General features: G+C 34.0%; 22 protein-coding genes. 9 read left to right on the forward strand and 13 right to left on the reverse strand.

All coding sequences use genetic code 11. The features are described from left to right. Positions 1-85: 85 nt before the first annotated feature. The 3 genes from FCN74_RS04885 (at position 86) to FCN74_RS04895 (ending at position 1,334) form a co-directional block, all read left to right on the forward strand. Positions 86-724 carry a peroxiredoxin gene (locus FCN74_RS04885; protein ID WP_138931483.1) on the forward strand — a complete coding sequence of 213 codons (639 nt, stop codon included), beginning with the start codon at positions 86-88 and terminating at the stop codon, positions 722-724. A 66-nt stretch (positions 725-790) separates the two neighbouring features. After that, a complete protein-coding gene (locus tag FCN74_RS04890) occupies positions 791-1,105 on the forward strand; it encodes a thioredoxin family protein (protein ID WP_138931484.1) in 315 nt (104 codons plus the stop codon). Beyond that, a complete protein-coding gene (locus FCN74_RS04895; RefSeq protein ID WP_138931485.1) occupies positions 1,086-1,334 on the forward strand; it encodes a DUF6952 family protein in 249 nt (82 codons plus the stop codon). Before FCN74_RS04890 ends, FCN74_RS04895 begins: the two co-directional genes overlap by 20 nt. 77 nt (positions 1,335-1,411) lie before the next feature. On the opposite strand, the gene FCN74_RS12175 is transcribed toward FCN74_RS04895, so the two are convergent. From FCN74_RS12175 to FCN74_RS04920, 6 genes are all read right to left on the reverse strand, one after another. Next, positions 1,412-1,645, reverse strand: coding sequence for a glycosyltransferase (locus FCN74_RS12175; protein WP_246062559.1), 234 nt, complete (start codon positions 1,643-1,645; stop codon positions 1,412-1,414). Beyond that, entirely contained in the window at positions 1,642-2,205 is a 564-nt protein-coding gene (locus tag FCN74_RS04900) for a glycosyltransferase family protein (RefSeq protein WP_246062560.1), read from the reverse strand. Before FCN74_RS04900 ends, FCN74_RS12175 begins: the two co-directional genes overlap by 4 nt. Before the next feature lie 368 nt (positions 2,206-2,573). Beyond that, positions 2,574-3,011: an O-antigen ligase family protein gene (locus FCN74_RS04905; RefSeq protein ID WP_212751756.1), complete on the reverse strand. Its 438-nt coding sequence runs from the start codon at positions 3,009-3,011 to the stop codon at positions 2,574-2,576. Between the two features lie 457 nt (positions 3,012-3,468). Next, complete coding sequence (locus FCN74_RS04910; RefSeq protein ID WP_138931487.1) at positions 3,469-3,684, reverse strand: hypothetical protein; 216 nt, start codon at positions 3,682-3,684, stop codon at positions 3,469-3,471. Positions 3,685-3,843: 159 nt separating this feature from the next. Further along, complete coding sequence (locus FCN74_RS04915; protein ID WP_171047108.1) at positions 3,844-4,368, reverse strand: glycosyltransferase; 525 nt, start codon at positions 4,366-4,368, stop codon at positions 3,844-3,846. 70 nt (positions 4,369-4,438) lie between these two features. After that, positions 4,439-4,717 carry a glycosyltransferase family protein gene (locus FCN74_RS04920; RefSeq protein ID WP_138931489.1) on the reverse strand — a complete coding sequence of 93 codons (279 nt, stop codon included), beginning with the start codon at positions 4,715-4,717 and terminating at the stop codon, positions 4,439-4,441. A 191-nt stretch (positions 4,718-4,908) separates the two neighbouring features. Between FCN74_RS04920 and fbaA the strand changes: the two genes are divergently transcribed. The 5 genes from fbaA (at position 4,909) to FCN74_RS04945 (ending at position 8,934) form a co-directional block, all read left to right on the forward strand. Then, a complete protein-coding gene (gene fbaA / locus FCN74_RS04925) occupies positions 4,909-5,976 on the forward strand; it encodes a class II fructose-bisphosphate aldolase (RefSeq protein ID WP_138931490.1) in 1,068 nt (355 codons plus the stop codon). A gap of 79 nt (positions 5,977-6,055) precedes the next feature. Further along, positions 6,056-6,913, forward strand: coding sequence for an acetyl-CoA carboxylase, carboxyltransferase subunit beta (accD, locus tag FCN74_RS04930; protein WP_138931491.1), 858 nt, complete (start codon positions 6,056-6,058; stop codon positions 6,911-6,913). An 82-nt stretch (positions 6,914-6,995) separates the two neighbouring features. Continuing rightward, on the forward strand, positions 6,996-7,415 hold the full coding sequence (locus FCN74_RS04935; protein WP_138931492.1) for a VOC family protein: 420 nt from the start codon (positions 6,996-6,998) through the stop codon (positions 7,413-7,415). A gap of 51 nt (positions 7,416-7,466) precedes the next feature. Continuing rightward, the gene (locus FCN74_RS04940) at positions 7,467-8,543 is read left to right on the forward strand and encodes an AI-2E family transporter (RefSeq protein ID WP_317128772.1); all 1,077 of its coding nucleotides are present in this window, start codon (positions 7,467-7,469) and stop codon (positions 8,541-8,543) included. Next, entirely contained in the window at positions 8,530-8,934 is a 405-nt protein-coding gene (locus FCN74_RS04945) for a YkvA family protein (protein WP_138931494.1), read from the forward strand. The genes FCN74_RS04940 and FCN74_RS04945 overlap by 14 nt, the downstream gene beginning before the upstream one ends. A 7-nt stretch (positions 8,935-8,941) precedes the next feature. Here FCN74_RS04945 and FCN74_RS04950 read toward each other — a convergent pair whose 3' ends face one another. The 3 genes from FCN74_RS04950 to FCN74_RS04960 all read right to left on the reverse strand — a co-directional run bounded on the left by FCN74_RS04950 (position 8,942) and on the right by FCN74_RS04960 (position 11,997). Continuing rightward, positions 8,942-9,832 (reverse strand): bifunctional 5,10-methylenetetrahydrofolate dehydrogenase/5,10-methenyltetrahydrofolate cyclohydrolase, encoded by an 891-nt coding sequence (locus FCN74_RS04950; protein ID WP_138931495.1) that lies wholly within the window; start codon positions 9,830-9,832, stop codon positions 8,942-8,944. A gap of 175 nt (positions 9,833-10,007) precedes the next feature. Further along, a complete protein-coding gene (gene ffh, locus FCN74_RS04955; protein WP_138931496.1) occupies positions 10,008-11,336 on the reverse strand; it encodes a signal recognition particle protein in 1,329 nt (442 codons plus the stop codon). Between the two features lie 145 nt (positions 11,337-11,481). Further along, a complete protein-coding gene (locus FCN74_RS04960) occupies positions 11,482-11,997 on the reverse strand; it encodes an alpha-ketoglutarate decarboxylase (protein ID WP_138931497.1) in 516 nt (171 codons plus the stop codon). Between the two features lie 158 nt (positions 11,998-12,155). Here FCN74_RS04960 and FCN74_RS04965 point away from each other — a divergent pair, with 158 nt between their 5' ends. Continuing rightward, the gene (locus FCN74_RS04965) at positions 12,156-14,117 is read left to right on the forward strand and encodes an endonuclease (protein WP_138931498.1); all 1,962 of its coding nucleotides are present in this window, start codon (positions 12,156-12,158) and stop codon (positions 14,115-14,117) included. Positions 14,118-14,272: 155 nt separating this feature from the next. Here FCN74_RS04965 and FCN74_RS04970 read toward each other — a convergent pair whose 3' ends face one another. Genes FCN74_RS04970 through FCN74_RS04985 form a run of 4 tightly spaced genes read right to left on the reverse strand, consistent with a single transcriptional unit; the run spans position 14,273 to position 17,284 of the window. Then, entirely contained in the window at positions 14,273-14,992 is a 720-nt protein-coding gene (locus tag FCN74_RS04970; protein ID WP_138931499.1) for a DUF6048 family protein, read from the reverse strand. Further along, positions 14,958-15,461, reverse strand: coding sequence for a DUF6452 family protein (locus tag FCN74_RS04975; RefSeq protein WP_138931500.1), 504 nt, complete (start codon positions 15,459-15,461; stop codon positions 14,958-14,960). Before FCN74_RS04975 ends, FCN74_RS04970 begins: the two co-directional genes overlap by 35 nt. Next, positions 15,458-16,870 carry a 23S rRNA (uracil(1939)-C(5))-methyltransferase RlmD gene (rlmD, locus tag FCN74_RS04980; protein ID WP_138931501.1) on the reverse strand — a complete coding sequence of 471 codons (1,413 nt, stop codon included), beginning with the start codon at positions 16,868-16,870 and terminating at the stop codon, positions 15,458-15,460. The genes FCN74_RS04975 and rlmD overlap by 4 nt, the downstream gene beginning before the upstream one ends. Continuing rightward, a complete protein-coding gene (locus tag FCN74_RS04985) occupies positions 16,871-17,284 on the reverse strand; it encodes a DUF5606 family protein (protein ID WP_138931502.1) in 414 nt (137 codons plus the stop codon). Positions 17,285-17,315: the final 31 nt, after the last annotated feature.

Consider the following 17,315-nt stretch of genomic DNA (forward strand, 5'->3'; position numbering starts at 1 on the left):
AAAAAAAGACAACTTGTAAATAATGATTTACCTGAGTTTATAACTTATTTTTGTACTAGAATATTAATCTTAAAATTATATAATTATGTCAATTGTTGGAAAAAAATTCCCAGATTTAAAAGTAAATGCCATGAACGATCTCGGCGACACTATTGAAATTAATGTGCTTGAAGAAGCCGTTAAAAACAATAAGAAAGTCGTTTTGTTTTGGTACCCTAAAGATTTTACATACGTATGTCCTACAGAATTACACGCTTTTCAGGAAGCCTTACCAGAATTTGAAAAAAGAAACACCATTGTTATAGGTGCTTCATGTGACACAGCTGAAGTTCACTTTGCATGGTTAAGCACTTCAAAAGATGACGGAGGAATTGAAGGTGTAACTTATCCCATTCTTGCGGACTCCAATAGAAATTTGAGTAGTCGATTAGGAATATTAGATATCACTAACGAGCGCTATGATGAAGAAACCGGAGATGTTACAGTTGACGGTGATAATGTGGCTTACAGAGCGACTTACCTTATTGATGAAGAAGGTGTTGTTTTTCATGAAGGTGTAAATCATATGCCACTTGGACGTAATGTTTCAGAATTCTTAAGAATGATTGATGCCTATACACACGTTCAAAAGCACGGTGAAGTTTGCCCAGCCAACTGGGAAGAAGGTAAAGAAGCTATGCAGCCAAACAGAGATGGTACAGCATCTTACTTATCAAACAAGTAAGCATTGGATTTAATCCAAATACAGGTCAGAGGCAAAACTCTGACTTGTATTTAAAAAATAAAAATTATGTTTAAAGAATTAGAACAAGATAATTTAGTAGAAGAATTGAATGACAACGAGACTGTTGTGGTTCAATATGCCGCCTCTTGGTGTGGCAACTGCCGATTGATGAAGCCAAAATTTAAAAAATTGGCTCGAGAGAATGAAGACATCCCATTTATTATTGTGGATGCTGAAAAATTTCCGGAATCACGAAAGTTAGCTAATGTGAACAATTTACCAACGTTTGCTACTTTTAAACACGGCAAATTTGTCAACCAAGTCCAAACCAATAAATTTGATTCACTTAAAGATTTAGTCAATGAAGTTACCCATAATTAAACACTTACAGAAAAACAATTCTGCTGAAAAAATGCAGCATACTATTGATGTTTTAGAATCTTTTACTGAACATCGTTCAGTCAAAGAAGAAGAAATGGATGTAGTGGGAGAGCTTGTTACCAATTTAGCGGGTGCTATTGAAATGAATAAACTCGTCGAAGAAGGTATGTCAGAAAAAGATGCGGCAAATACATTTGCCAAACGCGTTTTAGGTTCTATTGATCAGTAATTGAGATCTTAAAATACATTTTGTAGAAAGGCTTTATCAAAAGGTAAAGCCTTTTTTTATTTTAATACGCTTTGCCATTAGTGTTTTACAACTTCCCAATCAAAAGTTTCAGCGAGTTTTCTGCCGTTTTGAGATAAAAGTTGGGCTAAATTATGATTGTCAAACAATTTTAAAATGGCATGTGTCATTTCTTCTTCATTATTAGGATTTACGAGTAAAGCTTCTTTTTTATTTTCCAAAAGATATGGTAAACCACCAACATTTGTTGTTACCACCGGCAGACCTAGCGCCATGGCTTCAATCACACTCACTGGCGTGTTGTCAACATTTGTCGTATTGATAAAACATCAAAATCTTCAGCATAAGCTATCCAATCTTCTTTAGTCATTTTACCGGTAAATTTTATAGGGAGTTGATGTTCTTTAGCATAAGCTCTACAATGCTCAATACTATCATCTTTAAATGGACCTACCATACTTAATTGAGCCTTTGGGTAATCTAAAAGCAATTGTTTTAATACTTTTAAAGCCAAAATCGGGTTATAAATATCAGCAAAAGCTCTGACCCAAAGAAGATTAGGTTTTAAAACACGTCTTTTTTTAAATTCGTAGTTTTTTATTTGAATGGTGTTAGGGATAAGTTTTAGATTATTAAACCCATGCGATTTAAAGCTGTGGTACAAATAAGCTGATGGTGCTATATTGACATAAGCTTTAGAAAATAAAGAATAACATAATTTGGGATTCTTTTCTAATCTTTTTGGTAAATTCCCACCTCTTAAAATTGGAATGTATTTTATCTTTAACTTAGTAAATAAAAGACCAGAAAAATAAGCAAACCAAAACCCACTTGTGCTATAAGTATCTATCAATACATAATTTGTATTTTTCGAAAATTTGAATATTGTAAATAACATATCCAAAAGTCTTATCAATTGGTTTTTTTTGCTTGATGTCCTCCGAATTGAATAGCCTGAATTATTTAAAAATAAAGCTTAAGTCTCAATTGAAGTTTGATTGCTACCTTTCTTGGATAGCATATTTCCAACGTAGATTAATTTTGTCATTTTAATCAAATTTAATTTTCAATAAAGCTAAACCATAAATAAAACCCGGTGCAGCAATTCGCATGGCGGAGTGATTGATGGTTAGAAACCAAAAGATTACTAAGGGAATAATAAATATATTCCGATTATCTGTTAGAAAATTAATTGCGGAATACTAATTAGAAGTATTAAACTCAAAATACCCATAAACCATGTTCTGAGACAAGTCTTGTCACTTCGTTATGGGAGGCAGCCCTTATTCCTTCAGTTTTGGCTCTAAAAAATTTACCCATTCCAACACCAATTCCAAAAATTGGATTTTGCTCAAAAGCTTCAAACTCAGTTTTTGCTATTTCAACTCGACCGGTTGTGATATCGCCTTGTTTCTTTCCACTGGCATTTCTATCTGTATATTTGTTGTATAACATATTGTTAGTTGCAATTAGGGTTATAGACCAAACAGCAATAGCGCTGATGCCAATAGCAATAACTTTAGCCGTACCTTTTGCTTTAGCCGAAGGAGTTGCGTATCTAAAAAAACTTACCATAAAAAACACACTCATAAAAACGGCTGTAAAAACTCCGCCTCTGGATAAAGTGGCTAAAGCTCTAAAACTGAAAAAAGCTAACACACCATACATAATAAGTCTTAATGTCTACTCTTATAAGTTAGAAATAACCGCACAAACAAACAAAACATTCCTAAACCTAATATTGTAGAAACCTGATTAGGCCCAAAACCACCAGAGGCTGCAAAATTGGCATCTGCTCCTGTAACTACTTTTTGAAGATCAGGCGTGAAAAAAACAAATAAGTAGCCATGGCTGTAATTGGTAAAACCATGGTATCCAATAACCTCAAATAGTGCATCAATTTTATTTCACGTTGATAGCAAAACAAAGCTGTGGAAAATAAATTCATTGGGCCGCTCAGGTTAAATAGTATGGTTTTCCTGAAATTAGTTTCATAATTGATATCAAAATAGGTGACAAGAACTCCGGGTATAAGAAGTAATAAAAATATAATATAAATATTAGCCGATCTTTTAAAATTATGATGATATAACCCAAATAGCATAAATAAAATAACTTAATACTTACCGGTTTCGTAAAATATTAAACCACCGGTCATTCTTAAAAAGACTTCTGCAGCCATTGTATAGGCAGCGGCTTGAAGAATAATTAATGGATTGTTGGTTTTTTTTATAATTTTAAGAATAAAATAAATTAAGATCCCAAATGTATAAAGCAATGACAATGGTCTAAATGTAAAAATTGCAAATTCTATAACAGCGTGAAAAATCACCTGATTCAGATAAGTAAGTCTGTAGGTTTTTTTATTTTTTCTCGAATATGTTTTTTAGACAACATAAATAAATGTAAGACATTTAATTTTTAAGAACCTTGTTGTAAATGCTTAAAATTTTTTGAATAATTTTAGAAGGATCAAATTCATTTGTTATTTTTAATACAATTTTTCTGCGTTTTTACTAGCGTCTTCTGGATGCTTATAATTGTATGTTATGGCTTTTACTAGTTCTTCGTTATTACTTGGGTTTACAACTAAACCAAAATCCCCTACAACATCTTTACACTGTCCAACATCAGTTACGACCAGTAGAAGTTTGGCTTGGGCATATTCTATAAGACTTACTGGAAGTCCTTCAGAGACCGAACTCAGTAGAGCCATGTCTGCCTGTTCTAAAAGCCCGGCAATATTAGTTTGACTACCGTAGATAAACACATATTTCTCCAAATGATGTTTTTGGATAAAATTTATCAGGTTTTTATAATATTCAGAGTTTTTATCATATCCGCCAATTAAATGGTAACTTAAAACAATACCATCACCCACTAATTGCTTGATAGCTTTAAGCGCTGTAAGGTGATCTTTTTGCGATCTTAGATTGGTAACGTGAATTATTTTAAAAGCTTGAGAATGACCTTTGAGTTGAATATTTTGTTCGTTTTGGTAGCTTTTAGAACCCAAACTGAAATTTTGAATGTATTCTAGATGTTTACACCATAAATTATGAGAAGACCATATTTTTAATTTTTAGTCAACCTATTTCAGGAAAGTACAATAATGAAGAAAATAATAACGGCAAATTTTGTTTAATAGATGTTCTATGCCTGTACCCATAATGATCATGCCAAATAATTTTAACCTTAGGTAATATGTCTTTTTCTAAAATCCCTGAACGTCTTGAGGCTAATAGTGATGAAAAATTAACCTGTTCTGATAGTGCATTTGCCAAATGAACAGACATGCGTTCACCACCACCAGCATCCAGTGAATCAATAAGTTGAAGGACATTTATGGCGTTAGATTTAGACATTTTTAATATTAAATTTCATAAATCAATGATTGCATTTATATCAAATCTTTATTTAGAGATAAATAAATGATTTGTTCAGAAGAATATAATGGATGAGTTTAGGTAATAGGATAAAAAAATATAATTAATAAAAGTCTTTTTAAGGTTAATCCCTATGAAATTACTAATTTTACAAATCAAAATATCAAATTATGAGTCATAACATTAAACCCGGTGTTGCCACAGGCACAGAAGTTCAAGATATTTTTAATCACGCAAAAGCCAACGGCTATGCTCTACCAGGCGTTAACGTTGTAGGGTCTAATACAATTAATGGTGTTTTAGAAACAGCAGCGGAATTAAAATCACCTGTAATTATTCAATTTTCAAATGGTGGTGCACAATTTAATGCCGGTAAAGGGTTAAATAATGATGGTCAAAAAGCCGCGATTCTAGGAGCAGCAACTGGAGCAAAACATGTTCATGATTTAGCCGAAGCATACGGTGCAACAGTGATATTACACACAGATCACTGTGCCAAAAAATTATTACCCTGGATTGATGGACTTTTGGACGAAGGAGAGAAGTTTTACAAAATTCACGGTAAGCCGCTTTTTAGTTCACATATGATTGACTTATCTGAAGAACCACTTGAAGAAAATATCGAAACATGCAAAACTTACTTAAAACGCATGAGTAAAATGGGCATGACTTTAGAAATTGAGCTTGGTGTTACAGGTGGAGAAGAAGACGGTGTGGATAATACAGATGTTGACTCATCTAAGCTTTACACACAACCAGAAGAAGTAGCTTATGCTTATGAAGAGTTGAGTAAAGTCAGTGATCAGTTTACCATAGCAGCAGCTTTCGGTAACGTTCACGGAGTTTATAAACCTGGAAATGTCAAGTTGACCCCAAAAATACTTAAGAACTCTCAAGAATATATCACTGAAAAGTACGGTGTAGAACACAATCATATCGACTTTGTTTTCCATGGTGGAAGTGGCTCTACAGTAGAAGAAATTAGAGAAGGGATAAGTTATGGTGTTGTAAAGATGAATATTGATACTGATTTACAATATGCTTTTATGAGAGGTATTAGAGATTACATGAAAACAAATGCCGATTACCTCGAATCTCAGATAGGAAACCCTGACGGAGACGATGTGCCTAACAAAAAATACTATGATCCTCGGAAATGGTTGCGTGAAGCTGAAGTTACTTTTAAGGAAAGATTGAAAGAAGCATTTGAACACCTTAACAATGTGGACGTATTGTAATTCTATAAAACTATAGATTAAATCTAATTTTATAGCTACAATATTGAAAAACTAATAACTATCTATTAAAAACTAAATAATGGCTTGGTTTAGACGAAAGAAAAAAGGCATACAAACGGCTACTGAAGATAAAAAGGACGTACCTAAAGGATTGTGGTATAAAACACCTACAGGAAAAGTCATCGATTCAGATCAATTGGCAAAAAACTATTATGTCAGCCCTGAAGATGGTTATCATGTAAGGATTGGGAGTCAAGAGTATTTTGAAATTCTTTTTGATGGCAAAAACTATAAAGAGCTTTACAAAAATTTGGCTTCAAAAGACCCACTAAAGTTTGAAGATACCAAAAAGTATACCTCTCGAGTAAAACAAGTTCAAAAGAAAACAGGACTTAAAGATGCCATAAGAACTGCCGTAGGAGAATCTAAAGGCAAAAAAATAATTGTCTGTGCGATGGACTTCAAATTTATAGGTGGCTCAATGGGCTCAGTGGTTGGAGAAAAAATAGCCCGTTCAGTCGATTATGCCATAAGAAATAAACTACCATTAATCATTATTTCAAAATCTGGTGGTGCCAGAATGATGGAAGCTGGTTTGTCATTGATGCAACTGGCTAAAACCTCTGCAAAACTCGGACAATTGGCTAAAGCCAAACTACCTTATATTTCACTTTGTACCGACCCAACCACTGGTGGAACAACGGCGTCATTTGCCATGCTAGGCGATGTCAATATTTCAGAGCCTGGAGCCCTGATTGGGTTTGCAGGACCTAGAGTTGTCAGAGATACGACCGGTAAAGACTTACCTGATGGTTTTCAGACAGCAGAATTTGTAAAAGAACACGGGTTTTTAGATTTTATTGTTGAGCGTAAACAACTGAAAGACAAAATTAATTTATATATTGACCTTATTCAAAATCAAAAAGTTAGAAAATAATATAGGCTTTATTTGATAGGCTGTTGATATTTTTATTTTTGTTTTTATGAATTATACTTAAATTGGCTATTTTAAAGTAAATATGCCAAAATTCGCCTTCCATCTTGCAATACCTGTACATGACTTAAATCGTGCTAAAGAATTTTACGCTAAAGTTTTAGGTTTTAAAACAGGGAGAGCAAGTCAAAAGTGGATTGATTTTGATTGTTATGGACATCAACTAGTGGTTCATGAAGTTGATCAATACAAACCTCAAAATCACTTCAATCCCGTAGACGATAAAGATGTTCCAGTTCCACATTTTGGTGTAGTTTTATCTTGGCAATCGTTTTGGAATTTTAGTGAAAGACTACAAAATTTTGAAGTTAAATTTCAAATTGAACCCTATATCAGGTTTGAAGGTCAAGCTGGAGAGCAAGCTACAATGTTTTTTTACGATCCTTCAGGCAATGCATTAGAATTTAAAGCTTTTAAAGATCCTGACCAACTTTTTAATATTTAATACCAATACATGAAAACCATACCACCTAGAGTAATTAGGCAAATATTTTTGATGAGTGTCATTATAATATTGGCAATCATAATTTACAATAATATCTTGCCCTATATTTCAGGGATTTTAGGAGCGATCACTTTTTTTGTAATTAGCAGAAAAATCATGAAAAGACTCAACGCAAAAGGTTGGCCTAAGAGTCTTTCAGCCGGGCTTATCATAGTTGGGTCATTTATACTGATTTTAATTCCATTGGCAGGTGTGATATTCATGCTTTCTTCAAAAATTGGTGAAGCCATTAAAAATTCAGAAAAATTTGTTGTTGCGGCTAAAACTCAACTTGCACAGCTAGAGCAATATACTGGATATAATTTGTCACAAGAAATTGACACGTCTGGAATTGCATCTTTTATATCTAAAAATGCACAAAACCTCGCATTAGGCACATTTGATGCATTTATTTCAATAAGCATTATGTATTTTTTGCTCTATTATATGTTGATAAATCAGGAGCAACTTAAGACTTCATTGCAAAGTTATATTCCAGTCGGTAAAAAAAACCTCAAGACTATTGGTATTGAAGCTACAAAAAAGGTAAAAGCAAATGCTATTGGTATACCGTTGGTGGCTTTTATTCAAGGGGTTATTGCTTTAATTGGATATTTGATTTTTGGTGTTCCGGATCCATTTTTTTGGTTTGCTGTCACTGCAATTGGGTCAGTTATTCCTTTTATTGGGACGGCGATTGGTTTTATACCGGTGACTGTTATCCTGTTGTCACAAGGGATGACTTTAGAGGCTATTGGTGTATTAGCTTACGGTGTTATTGTAGTAGGGTCAAGTGATAATATTGTTAGGCTTTATGTGCTTAAACGAATGGCCAATGAACATCCTTTAATTACATTAATAGGCGTCATTGTTGGTATTCCAGTATTTGGGTTTTTAGGGCTTGTGTTTGGACCTTTGTTGATTTCTTTATTTTTAATAATTGTTGTAATTTACAAAGAGGAATATGCCAATGAAACTGACACTGGTTTTAACGACATGCCTAGCATAGATGAAGATCTTGAAGAACAACAAGAATTAAGCGAAAACCCTGAGGAAGAAATTAAAGAGGAGTCAAATGAAAAAGAATAAACATAAGTCTAAAATTAACGAGGAATTTGTCGCCGATAATGCTAAAAACATTAATAAAGCAGATTTTAATAAAATAAACAGAAAGCGCAAACGCCTACAAAAAATTTTAAATTTAAAAGTATTTGTTGATCAAAAAGAGAAATTAAAACTGCTTTTAGAGCTAATTAAGCAATATAAGAGTGGAAATTATAAAACAATCCCATGGCGTTCAGTAACTTCGATTACATTCACACTGCTTTATATCATAAATCCTTTTGATATTGTACCTGACATATTACCTGTCGTAGGTTATGTAGACGATATTAGTGTGTTTATGGCTTTAATGCGGCTTATTGATGAAGACGTTAAAGTTTTCAAACAATGGAAGAGCACACAACAAGTCCCCCAATAACATTTAATTAAGCCTTGCTTCTTATTCTGTGTTGTTCTCTAGCCAAAAGCGTATTCTTAAGAAGCATAGAAATGGTCATTGGGCCAACACCTCCTGGAACTGGTGTAATATAAGAGGCTTTCTTAGATACATTTTCAAAATCAACATCACCTGTAATTCGGTAACCTTTTTTACGAGAATCGTCTGGAACTCTTGTAATTCCAACATCTATAACCACAGCATCATCCTTAACCATTTCTGCTTTTAAAAAGTTAGGAATACCTAAAGCTGAGATAATAATATCAGCCTGTGAGGTGATCTGCGTAATGTTCTTAGTATGACTGTGTGTTAAGGTGACTGTTGAATTTCCTGGAAATCCTTTGCGCCCCATCAAAATGCTCATAGGACGTCCAACGATATGACTTCTCCCTATAACGACTGTATGTTTACCATTGGTCTCAACACCATATCGTTCTATTAGTTCTAAAATCCCAAAGGGTGTTGCTGGAATAAAAGAAGTCATATCTAAAGCCATTTTCCCAAAATTTGTGGGATGAAACCCATCTAAATCTTTATCTGGATCGACTTGCATGAGAACTTTCTGAGTGTTGATTTGCTTTGGTAATGGAAGTTGAACGATATAGCCATCAATATTATCGTCTTTATTTAATTCTTCAATTTTGTCTAAAAGTTCTAGTTCACTTGTTGTACTAGGCATCTTAATTAATGTCGATTCAAACCCAACTTGTTCACAAGACCTTACTTTACTCCCTACATAAGTTAAACTCGCCCCATCGTTACCTACTAAAACCGCAGCCAAATGCGGCACTTTTTCGCCGCGCGCTTTCATTTTGTCCACTTCGATTTTAATTTCGTCTTTTATGTCTTGGCTAGTTTTTTTGCCGTCTAATATGGTCATATTTTTGTTTTTTGATCTTGTTATTTTACAGTTGTCATTCTTCAGTCAACAGTCTTTTGTTATGAGTATTCAAAATTCAATCTGCAGGATTAAGTGTATCTGACTATTGCCCACTTTAATCTGCTTATATCTCACTTCTCACATCTCACATCTCACTTTTCAGCTCATTAAAACACTACTTCATCTGATTCATCATCTGCATCAATTGTTTACCACCACCGCCTTGCATCATTTTCATCATTTTGCTCATTTGACCAAATTGTTTCAAAAGTTGATTAACTTCTTGAACACTCGTTCCTGATCCTTTAGCAATACGTCTTTTCCTACTAGCATTAAATAATTTGGGGTTTTGGCGTTCTTCAGGAGTCATAGAATTGATAATGGCTTCAATCCCTTTAAATGCATCATCATCAATATCGACATTTTTCATCATTTTTCCAGCGCCAGGAATCATACCCATGAGGTCTTTCATATTACCCATTTTCTTGACCTGCTGGATTTGCTTGAGAAAATCATCAAAACCAAACTTGTTTTTGGCAATTTTCTTTTGCATTTTTCTAGCTTCCTCTTCGTCGTATTGTTCTTGTGCACGTTCGACCAATGATACAACATCACCCATACCCAATATTCTATCAGCCATTCGTGACGGGTGGAAAACATCTAACGCCTCCATTTTTTCACCTGTACCAATAAATTTTAAGGGCTTATCCACAACAGATTTAATCGAAATGGCTGCACCACCACGGGTATCACCATCCAGTTTGGTCAAAACCACACCGTCATAGTCGAGTACATCATTAAAAGCTTTTGCTGTATTGACTGCATCTTGACCAGTCATAGCATCTACAACAAAAAGTGTTTCATTTGGCTTTACGGTGTGATGTATACTTGAGATTTCTTTCATCAAAACTTCATCGATAGCTAAACGACCTGCAGTATCGATAATTACAACATCAAAACCATTAGATTTGGCATGAGCTATAGCTCGCTCTGATATTTTTACTGGATTTTTTTCCTCTTTATCAGAAAATACTTCAACGTCAATTTGTTCACCAACGACGTGTAACTGGTCTATCGCTGCCGGTCTATATACATCGCCGGCAACTAATAAGGGATTTTTGGCTTTTTTCTTTTTAAGGAAGTTTGCCAGCTTTCCAGAAAAAGTAGTTTTACCACTTCCTTGCAAACCTGACATTAAGATAATACTTGGATGGCCAGATAAATCTAATCCTTCAGCATCACCACCCATGAGTTCGGTTAATTCGTCTTTGACGATTTTAACCATGAGGTCACCTGGTTTAAGTGTCTTTAAAACATTTTGACCTAAAGCCTTTTCTTTTACAGTATCTGTAAAGGTTTTAGCAATTTTATAGTTAACATCAGCATCGACTAAGGCACGTCGAACTTCTTTTAAAGTTTCTGCAACATTGACTTCAGTAATTTGTCCATGCCCTTTAAGCAGGTGTAAGGCATTATCTAACTTATCGCTTAAATTGTCAAACATAGTTTTCAAAATTTAAGCTACAAATTTAATCAATTGAAATGGTTATCAACAAAATGAAGGGTATAAATAATTTTAAAACAATATTAAATAATAGAGCTGATTTTAAATTCAAAAGATGAATTTTAAAGAACTGAATTTTCAATTTTTAAAATAATACCCTTACAAAAGGCATATATGCATCTGCATAAATACTTTTATCACTGTCGTATAATACATCATATCTAATACCGACAGTCACTGGTCCAGAGGTGTAGCCAACACCTATAAATAGTGCTGGATACCAGTAATCGTCTTCTACACCATTATTAAAACTTCGATTTACCCGTAATTGCTCATACTCTAAAGAAAACTGCAATTCTTTTAGAGGTTTAGCAATGCCTATTAAACTACCGCCATAAACAAAGGTGTCATTATCATTAAAGCTTGAATAGGTAAAATTTAAACCTGCACCACTCATGAGAAAAGGATTAATCTGATACAAAGCGAAAGGAGCAAGTGTTCCACTAAAAAAGTCATTTCCAAAACTCAACCCTACACCGCCACCAAACCTCACATTTTCTATAAAAGAACTATTTCTTGATGAATTGAAAGTTTGGGCAGAAGTGGATATTGCTAATAAGAGAAACGATAAACATATTACCTTGAAGTATTTATTTTTCATATTTGATATGTTTTTATATAAATAAAGTTTAATTTGATAAAAGTACAAAAGATATGATATTAGAGCATCTTTAGGTATTTATTAATTTTAAGCCTGTCATTTAACTTTGAAACAACATATTGATTAAATCATTTATTTATGTTTGCAAAAAAATGTCTATGAAATTACTTTTATGTGGTTTATTCTTTCTTTTTACACTAATTAGTTATGCGCAAAATCCATTAATCAATGAACTCGATGCAGATACCGACGGTGTTGATACCAAGGAATTTATTGAAATTAAAACAGATAACCCATTTCAACCTTTAGATGGATACTTACTTGTTTTGTTTAATGGGTCAAATAGTGGTGGAGACTTAAGTTATTATAATTTTGATTTAGATGGTTTTACAACTGATATTAATGGATTATTTGTCTTAGGTGCTTCTGAAGTATCTCCTATTCCAGATTTTGAATTGTCTTTAAATACCATTCAAAATGGGGCAGATGCTGTAGCGATTTATCAAGCTAATGAATCTGATATGCCAATAGGATCTTTAGCAACAACCACAAATTTAGTCGATGCTTTGGTTTATGGCACAGACGATGCTGATGATACGGCTTTACTCAATTTGTTGGGGCTTTCAGCTCAAATTGATGAAGATGCAAACGGCAATAAAGATTTTGAATCTATTCAACGCGCAAATGATGGTAGTTGGTTTGTAGACTTACCCACACCAAAACAACTCAATGATGGTTCAGGTGTAATACTTAACGGTATAACCATTTCAACAGATCAAGATATTTACGATGAAGGTGAGATTGTTACCATCACTTTAACAACAGAAGACCCTGTAAGTAATGATATCACTTTCAATCTAGATTTAAACAATGGGGATTTTAATAACGCAGATTATACAGGAAATGCTTTTATTGATTTTCAAACAGGTGATACTACCGGTCAAACACAAATTAATATTCTAGCCGATGGAGTAGCTGAAGAAGATGAATTTATGGAAATCAATATTTCAAATCTTCCACCTGAATTTATTTCAAATAACAATAATGTGAGTATTATTATTATTGACAGTGATTTTACCACATCAAATTTTGGCTCACCATTAAATCCAAGTTTTGGTAACGTTTCGAGTAATGCACCTAATGATTATTACGATAATCTTGATGGGTTAGCTGGTAACGCATTAATTCAAGGGATTACAAACCTCATATCAGAAAATGGAGTTGTCCGCACACATACATATACAGATATTATTGACATTTTAAAAGAAGCCGATCAAAATCCGGATAACAATAACCAAGTTTGGTTAGTTTATACAGAACAACCTAGAGCTAAGTTTTTATTTCAAACGGGTTCTTCAAGTATTGGCAAATGGAATAGGGAACACACTTTTCCTCGTTCAAGAGGTGGTTTTTCTAGTATAGAAGACGATGATATTGCAGATGGTATAAATGTGTGGTGGGAAACCAATGCAGATTCACTAAGACATGCCAATTCTGATGCTCATGGTTTACGTGCAGCTGATGCCGGAGAAAACTCAAGTCGAGGGAATCAACATTACGGGCAGTATGTTGGCCCACCATCAAATGCTGGAAGCTTTAAAGGTGATGTGGCTCGTGGTGTTTTCTTTTTAGCATTGCGCTACAACGATCTGGATGTTGTCAATGGTTTCCCTGCAGTAACTGGAGAACTTGGCGATTTAGCAACTTTATTGACTTGGCATCAGCAAGATCCACCGGATGATTTTGAAATGAATAGAAATAATGTCATTTATAATTGGCAAAAGAACCGCAACCCATTTATTGATTTTCCTAATCTCGTCGATTTTATTTGGGGAACTGAGTTTGGGAACCCTTGGAATCAAAACTTAAACTTAGATGAAACCAGTCTTGAAGATGTAGTCTTGTATCCTAACCCTGTAGAAAACAATACAATTCAGGTTAAAGGTCTTAACTCAACACAGACCTATCAATTTAAGCTTTTAGATATTACAGGTAAAATTATTTGGAATTCCCTTCGATTAGGAAACGCTGAAATCCCAGTTAACCTCAAGACTGGTGTTTACTTTTTGACGATTTCTGATGAGATTTCGACACATGTTGAGAGAATTATTGTAAAATGATAGAATCTGACTCTGAAACAAGTTCAGAGCGACAGGTTGGGATGTACTCTGAAATGAGTTTAGAGTGACAGGTTGGGATGTACTCTGAAGTGAGTTCAGAGTGACAAGTTGGGATTTATTCTGAAACGAGTTTAGAGTGACACCTAAAATATCTATTACTCAGGTCTAACGGATTGGGTTTTGCGTTTATTTTTAAACGGAATCAAGTAACTGAGAGAATAACCCCAGCCTGCGCCAATTAAGCTAAAATCGTTAGTAATATTAAATCCGGGGATGAAAATATTATCAAAGTTTTGTAAATCAGTTTCGCTAACCAAAAATTTAAGTTGTACGTGTGCACCGGCGAAAACATTTTTGATCAATTCAACCTCAAAACCAAAGTGAAATTCAGTCCATAAGGCTGATAAATTGTTAAATTCGCGATTTACCACTTGTGTTTCTGGTTCAAAGGTATTATCTGATGTAAAAAAATTAAACTCTTTGAGGGATTGAGAATAGGAGGAAAGCCCAACTCTAAAGCCAGCATAGATTTGATTTTGCATCCCAATCCAGTTTTTATAGAAATTATAATTTGCACCCAGCTTGATATAACTTCCATCTGAGTTTACCACAAGATTACTCTCATCAAATGTAAATTGATCATTGCCCATTTCTCCTGCAAGGTATATCTCGTCTGTAAATCGATAATCGGCATTGATTTCAAAACCTGTATAATTATCATCTAAAGCTGTTCTCGTTATTTTAAACAAATCTATACCAAAAGATGCACCATACCTTTCGTTGTAGACAAGGCTATCATTTTGAGCAAAACTTTGATTTATTATCGAAAATAAACAAAGGCTAATGATCGATATTAACGTGCGTGTTTTGTTCATTTTCTACATTGAGTTTTTCTATTGAAACACTTCGTATCCAATTATTAGAAGCGGGAGTTTCTATAGATCTAATGGCACTTAAATCTTTATAAACAGCTTTAAAACCACAAGCTCTATTGACATAAACTTCATTGACTTCATAAATAAATTCTATGGTATCTGCGTTTCTAATATTAGGATTGTTGGCATTCCTAATAAATTGATATTTGGTTGTATTTCGGTTTGTATTTAAAGGTATTGCAATAGAATCTGTTGTACCAACAGCTATCGTATCGTTTGAATTTTCAGCGATGTAACTTAAACCTCTTACATTTTTGTTTTCTCCTTCCTCAGCGACATCAAAAAACTCAATAATTAAAAACGGTGTAGTAGGCGTCGAAGCTGGGCAAATATCATCGCGTTCACAAGATATAGATAGTAATAAGACAGTTATTATTAATAAGAAAAATGTTTTAATTTTTTTTATCATGATTGTATCTCTAAGGCAACCACGTTTTCTACATGATGCGTTTGTGGAAACATATCAACGGGTTTGACCTGTGTTATTTTATAATTTTCACTCAAAATCTCTAAGTCTCTCGCTTGAGTTGCTGAATTGCAACTTACATAAACTATACGCTTAGGTTTTAAATCTAATAAAACCTTTACCACATCTTTATGCATCCCTTCTCTTGGTGGATCGGTAATTATCAAATCCGGTTGGCCGTGTTCATTTACAAAGGCTTTTGTAAATACTTTCCTCATATCACCCGCCACAAACTCACAGTTGTCAATTTGATTGGCTTTGGTATTTTCTTTTGCTTTTTCTATAGCTTCAGGAACAGCTTCTATACCGATGACTTTGTTTACATTTTTAGCAATAAATTGGGCAATGGTTCCTGTGCCGGTGTATAAATCGTAAACCACTTCCTTGCCTTGAAGTTGAGCAAATTCTCTTGTGATTTTATATAGTTCGTAGGCTTGTTTGGAGTTGGTTTGGTAAAAAGATTTGGCATCAATTTTAAACTTCAATTCCTCCATGACTTCAGTAATGAAATCTTGACCGTAAAAACATATCACATCTTGGTCATAAATGGTATCGTTGGGTTTTTGGTTAATGACATAAAGCAAAGCTGTAATTTCAGGAAATTTTTGCTTGAGGTGCTCAAGTATCATTTTTCTTGACTTAGGTTGGTCGTCATAAAATTGAATCAACACCATTATTTCTCCTGTAGACGTTGTGCGAATCATTAATGTCCTGAGTAAACCCGATTGTTGCTTAACGTCAAAAAAGCTTAAATCATGATCAATGGCAAATTGTTTGACTTCGTTTCTTATTGCATTGCTTGGGTCTTGTTGAAGATGACAGGTGTTAAGATCTAAAATTTTATCCCACATGCCGGGTATATGAAACCCCAAAGCGTTTTTTTGTTTAATATTTTGACCGCTTTCAATTTCATCCTGAGTTAACCAACGGTTATTACTAAATGAAAATTCCATCTTGTTGCGGTAAAAATAAATGTCCTCACTTGGTAAAATATTTGAAATTTCGGGTAATTCAAGATGACCAATGCGTTTTAAATTGTCTTCAACTGATTTTTGTTTGTAAAAGAGTTGTTGCTCGTATTTCATGTTTTGCCACTTGCAACCACCACATGTCCCGAAGTGTTCGCAAACCGGATTGGTTCGATGTTTTGAGAACTTGACAAACTCTACAGGTTTAGCTTGAAAATAACGGCGTCTTTTTTTGTAAGATTTGGCGTGAACAACGTCACCTGGAATGGCATTATCTACAAATACTACCTGACCTTCATCGGTTTTAGCCACAGATTTACCTTTGTGGCCAGTATCTATAACTTGAAGGTTTTCAAACGTTTTATGTCTATTGCGTCTGCCCATTTACTCTTCTTCGTCAGATTTTTCTTCATCTTGAAAGTCAGTATAATCATTGTCAATTAAAATATTATACCATTGAATCACTTTCTTGATATCGCTTTGATAGACGCGGTCTTCGTCATATTCTGGTAAGATTTCTCTAAAATAGCTTTCGAGTTCTTTTTTTGAGCTTTTATGGTCTATGCTTTTTTGACCGTCTGTTTTTTGGTATATCTTGGAAAACACTTCATTTAAGGGCACTTCATCAGCATAAGTATAAATGGATATTTCTGATAAAATACTGATGTTGTTTCTCAAGTTAACTTGAATTTTTCTTCCATCAATAAGCGATTGAGCTAATACGCCAGCTCGGGTTTGGGTTTTGAGTTCGTATAATCCAGGCTTTCCAGAGACAGAAAGAATTTTATCAAATTCCATAGTTTACTTTTTTAGCTCGCAAATATGCGAT

The organism is Mesohalobacter halotolerans (genome assembly GCF_006120725.1).
Classification (GTDB): Bacteria; Bacteroidota; Bacteroidia; order Flavobacteriales; family Flavobacteriaceae; genus Psychroflexus; species Psychroflexus halotolerans.

Coding starts and splice junctions, on each gene's coding strand:
- FCN74_RS04885 (WP_138931483.1), top strand. CDS start 86: ATGTCAATTGTTGGAAAAAAATTCCCAGATTTAAAAGTAAATGCCATG.
- FCN74_RS04890 (WP_138931484.1), top strand. CDS start 791: ATGTTTAAAGAATTAGAACAAGATAATTTAGTAGAAGAATTGAATGAC.
- FCN74_RS04895 (WP_138931485.1), top strand. CDS start 1,086: ATGAAGTTACCCATAATTAAACACTTACAGAAAAACAATTCTGCTGAA.
- FCN74_RS04920 (WP_138931489.1), bottom strand. CDS start 4,717: ATGTCTAAATCTAACGCCATAAATGTCCTTCAACTTATTGATTCACTG.
- fbaA (WP_138931490.1), top strand. CDS start 4,909: ATGAGTCATAACATTAAACCCGGTGTTGCCACAGGCACAGAAGTTCAA.
- accD (WP_138931491.1), top strand. CDS start 6,056: ATGGCTTGGTTTAGACGAAAGAAAAAAGGCATACAAACGGCTACTGAA.
- FCN74_RS04935 (WP_138931492.1), top strand. CDS start 6,996: ATGCCAAAATTCGCCTTCCATCTTGCAATACCTGTACATGACTTAAAT.
- FCN74_RS04940 (WP_317128772.1), top strand. CDS start 7,467: ATGAGTGTCATTATAATATTGGCAATCATAATTTACAATAATATCTTG.
- FCN74_RS04945 (WP_138931494.1), top strand. CDS start 8,530: ATGAAAAAGAATAAACATAAGTCTAAAATTAACGAGGAATTTGTCGCC.
- FCN74_RS04950 (WP_138931495.1), bottom strand. CDS start 9,832: ATGACCATATTAGACGGCAAAAAAACTAGCCAAGACATAAAAGACGAA.
- ffh (WP_138931496.1), bottom strand. CDS start 11,336: ATGTTTGACAATTTAAGCGATAAGTTAGATAATGCCTTACACCTGCTT.
- FCN74_RS04960 (WP_138931497.1), bottom strand. CDS start 11,997: ATGAAAAATAAATACTTCAAGGTAATATGTTTATCGTTTCTCTTATTA.
- FCN74_RS04965 (WP_138931498.1), top strand. CDS start 12,156: ATGAAATTACTTTTATGTGGTTTATTCTTTCTTTTTACACTAATTAGT.
- FCN74_RS04970 (WP_138931499.1), bottom strand. CDS start 14,992: ATGAACAAAACACGCACGTTAATATCGATCATTAGCCTTTGTTTATTT.
- FCN74_RS04975 (WP_138931500.1), bottom strand. CDS start 15,461: ATGATAAAAAAAATTAAAACATTTTTCTTATTAATAATAACTGTCTTA.
- rlmD (WP_138931501.1), bottom strand. CDS start 16,870: ATGGGCAGACGCAATAGACATAAAACGTTTGAAAACCTTCAAGTTATA.
- FCN74_RS04985 (WP_138931502.1), bottom strand. CDS start 17,284: ATGGAATTTGATAAAATTCTTTCTGTCTCTGGAAAGCCTGGATTATAC.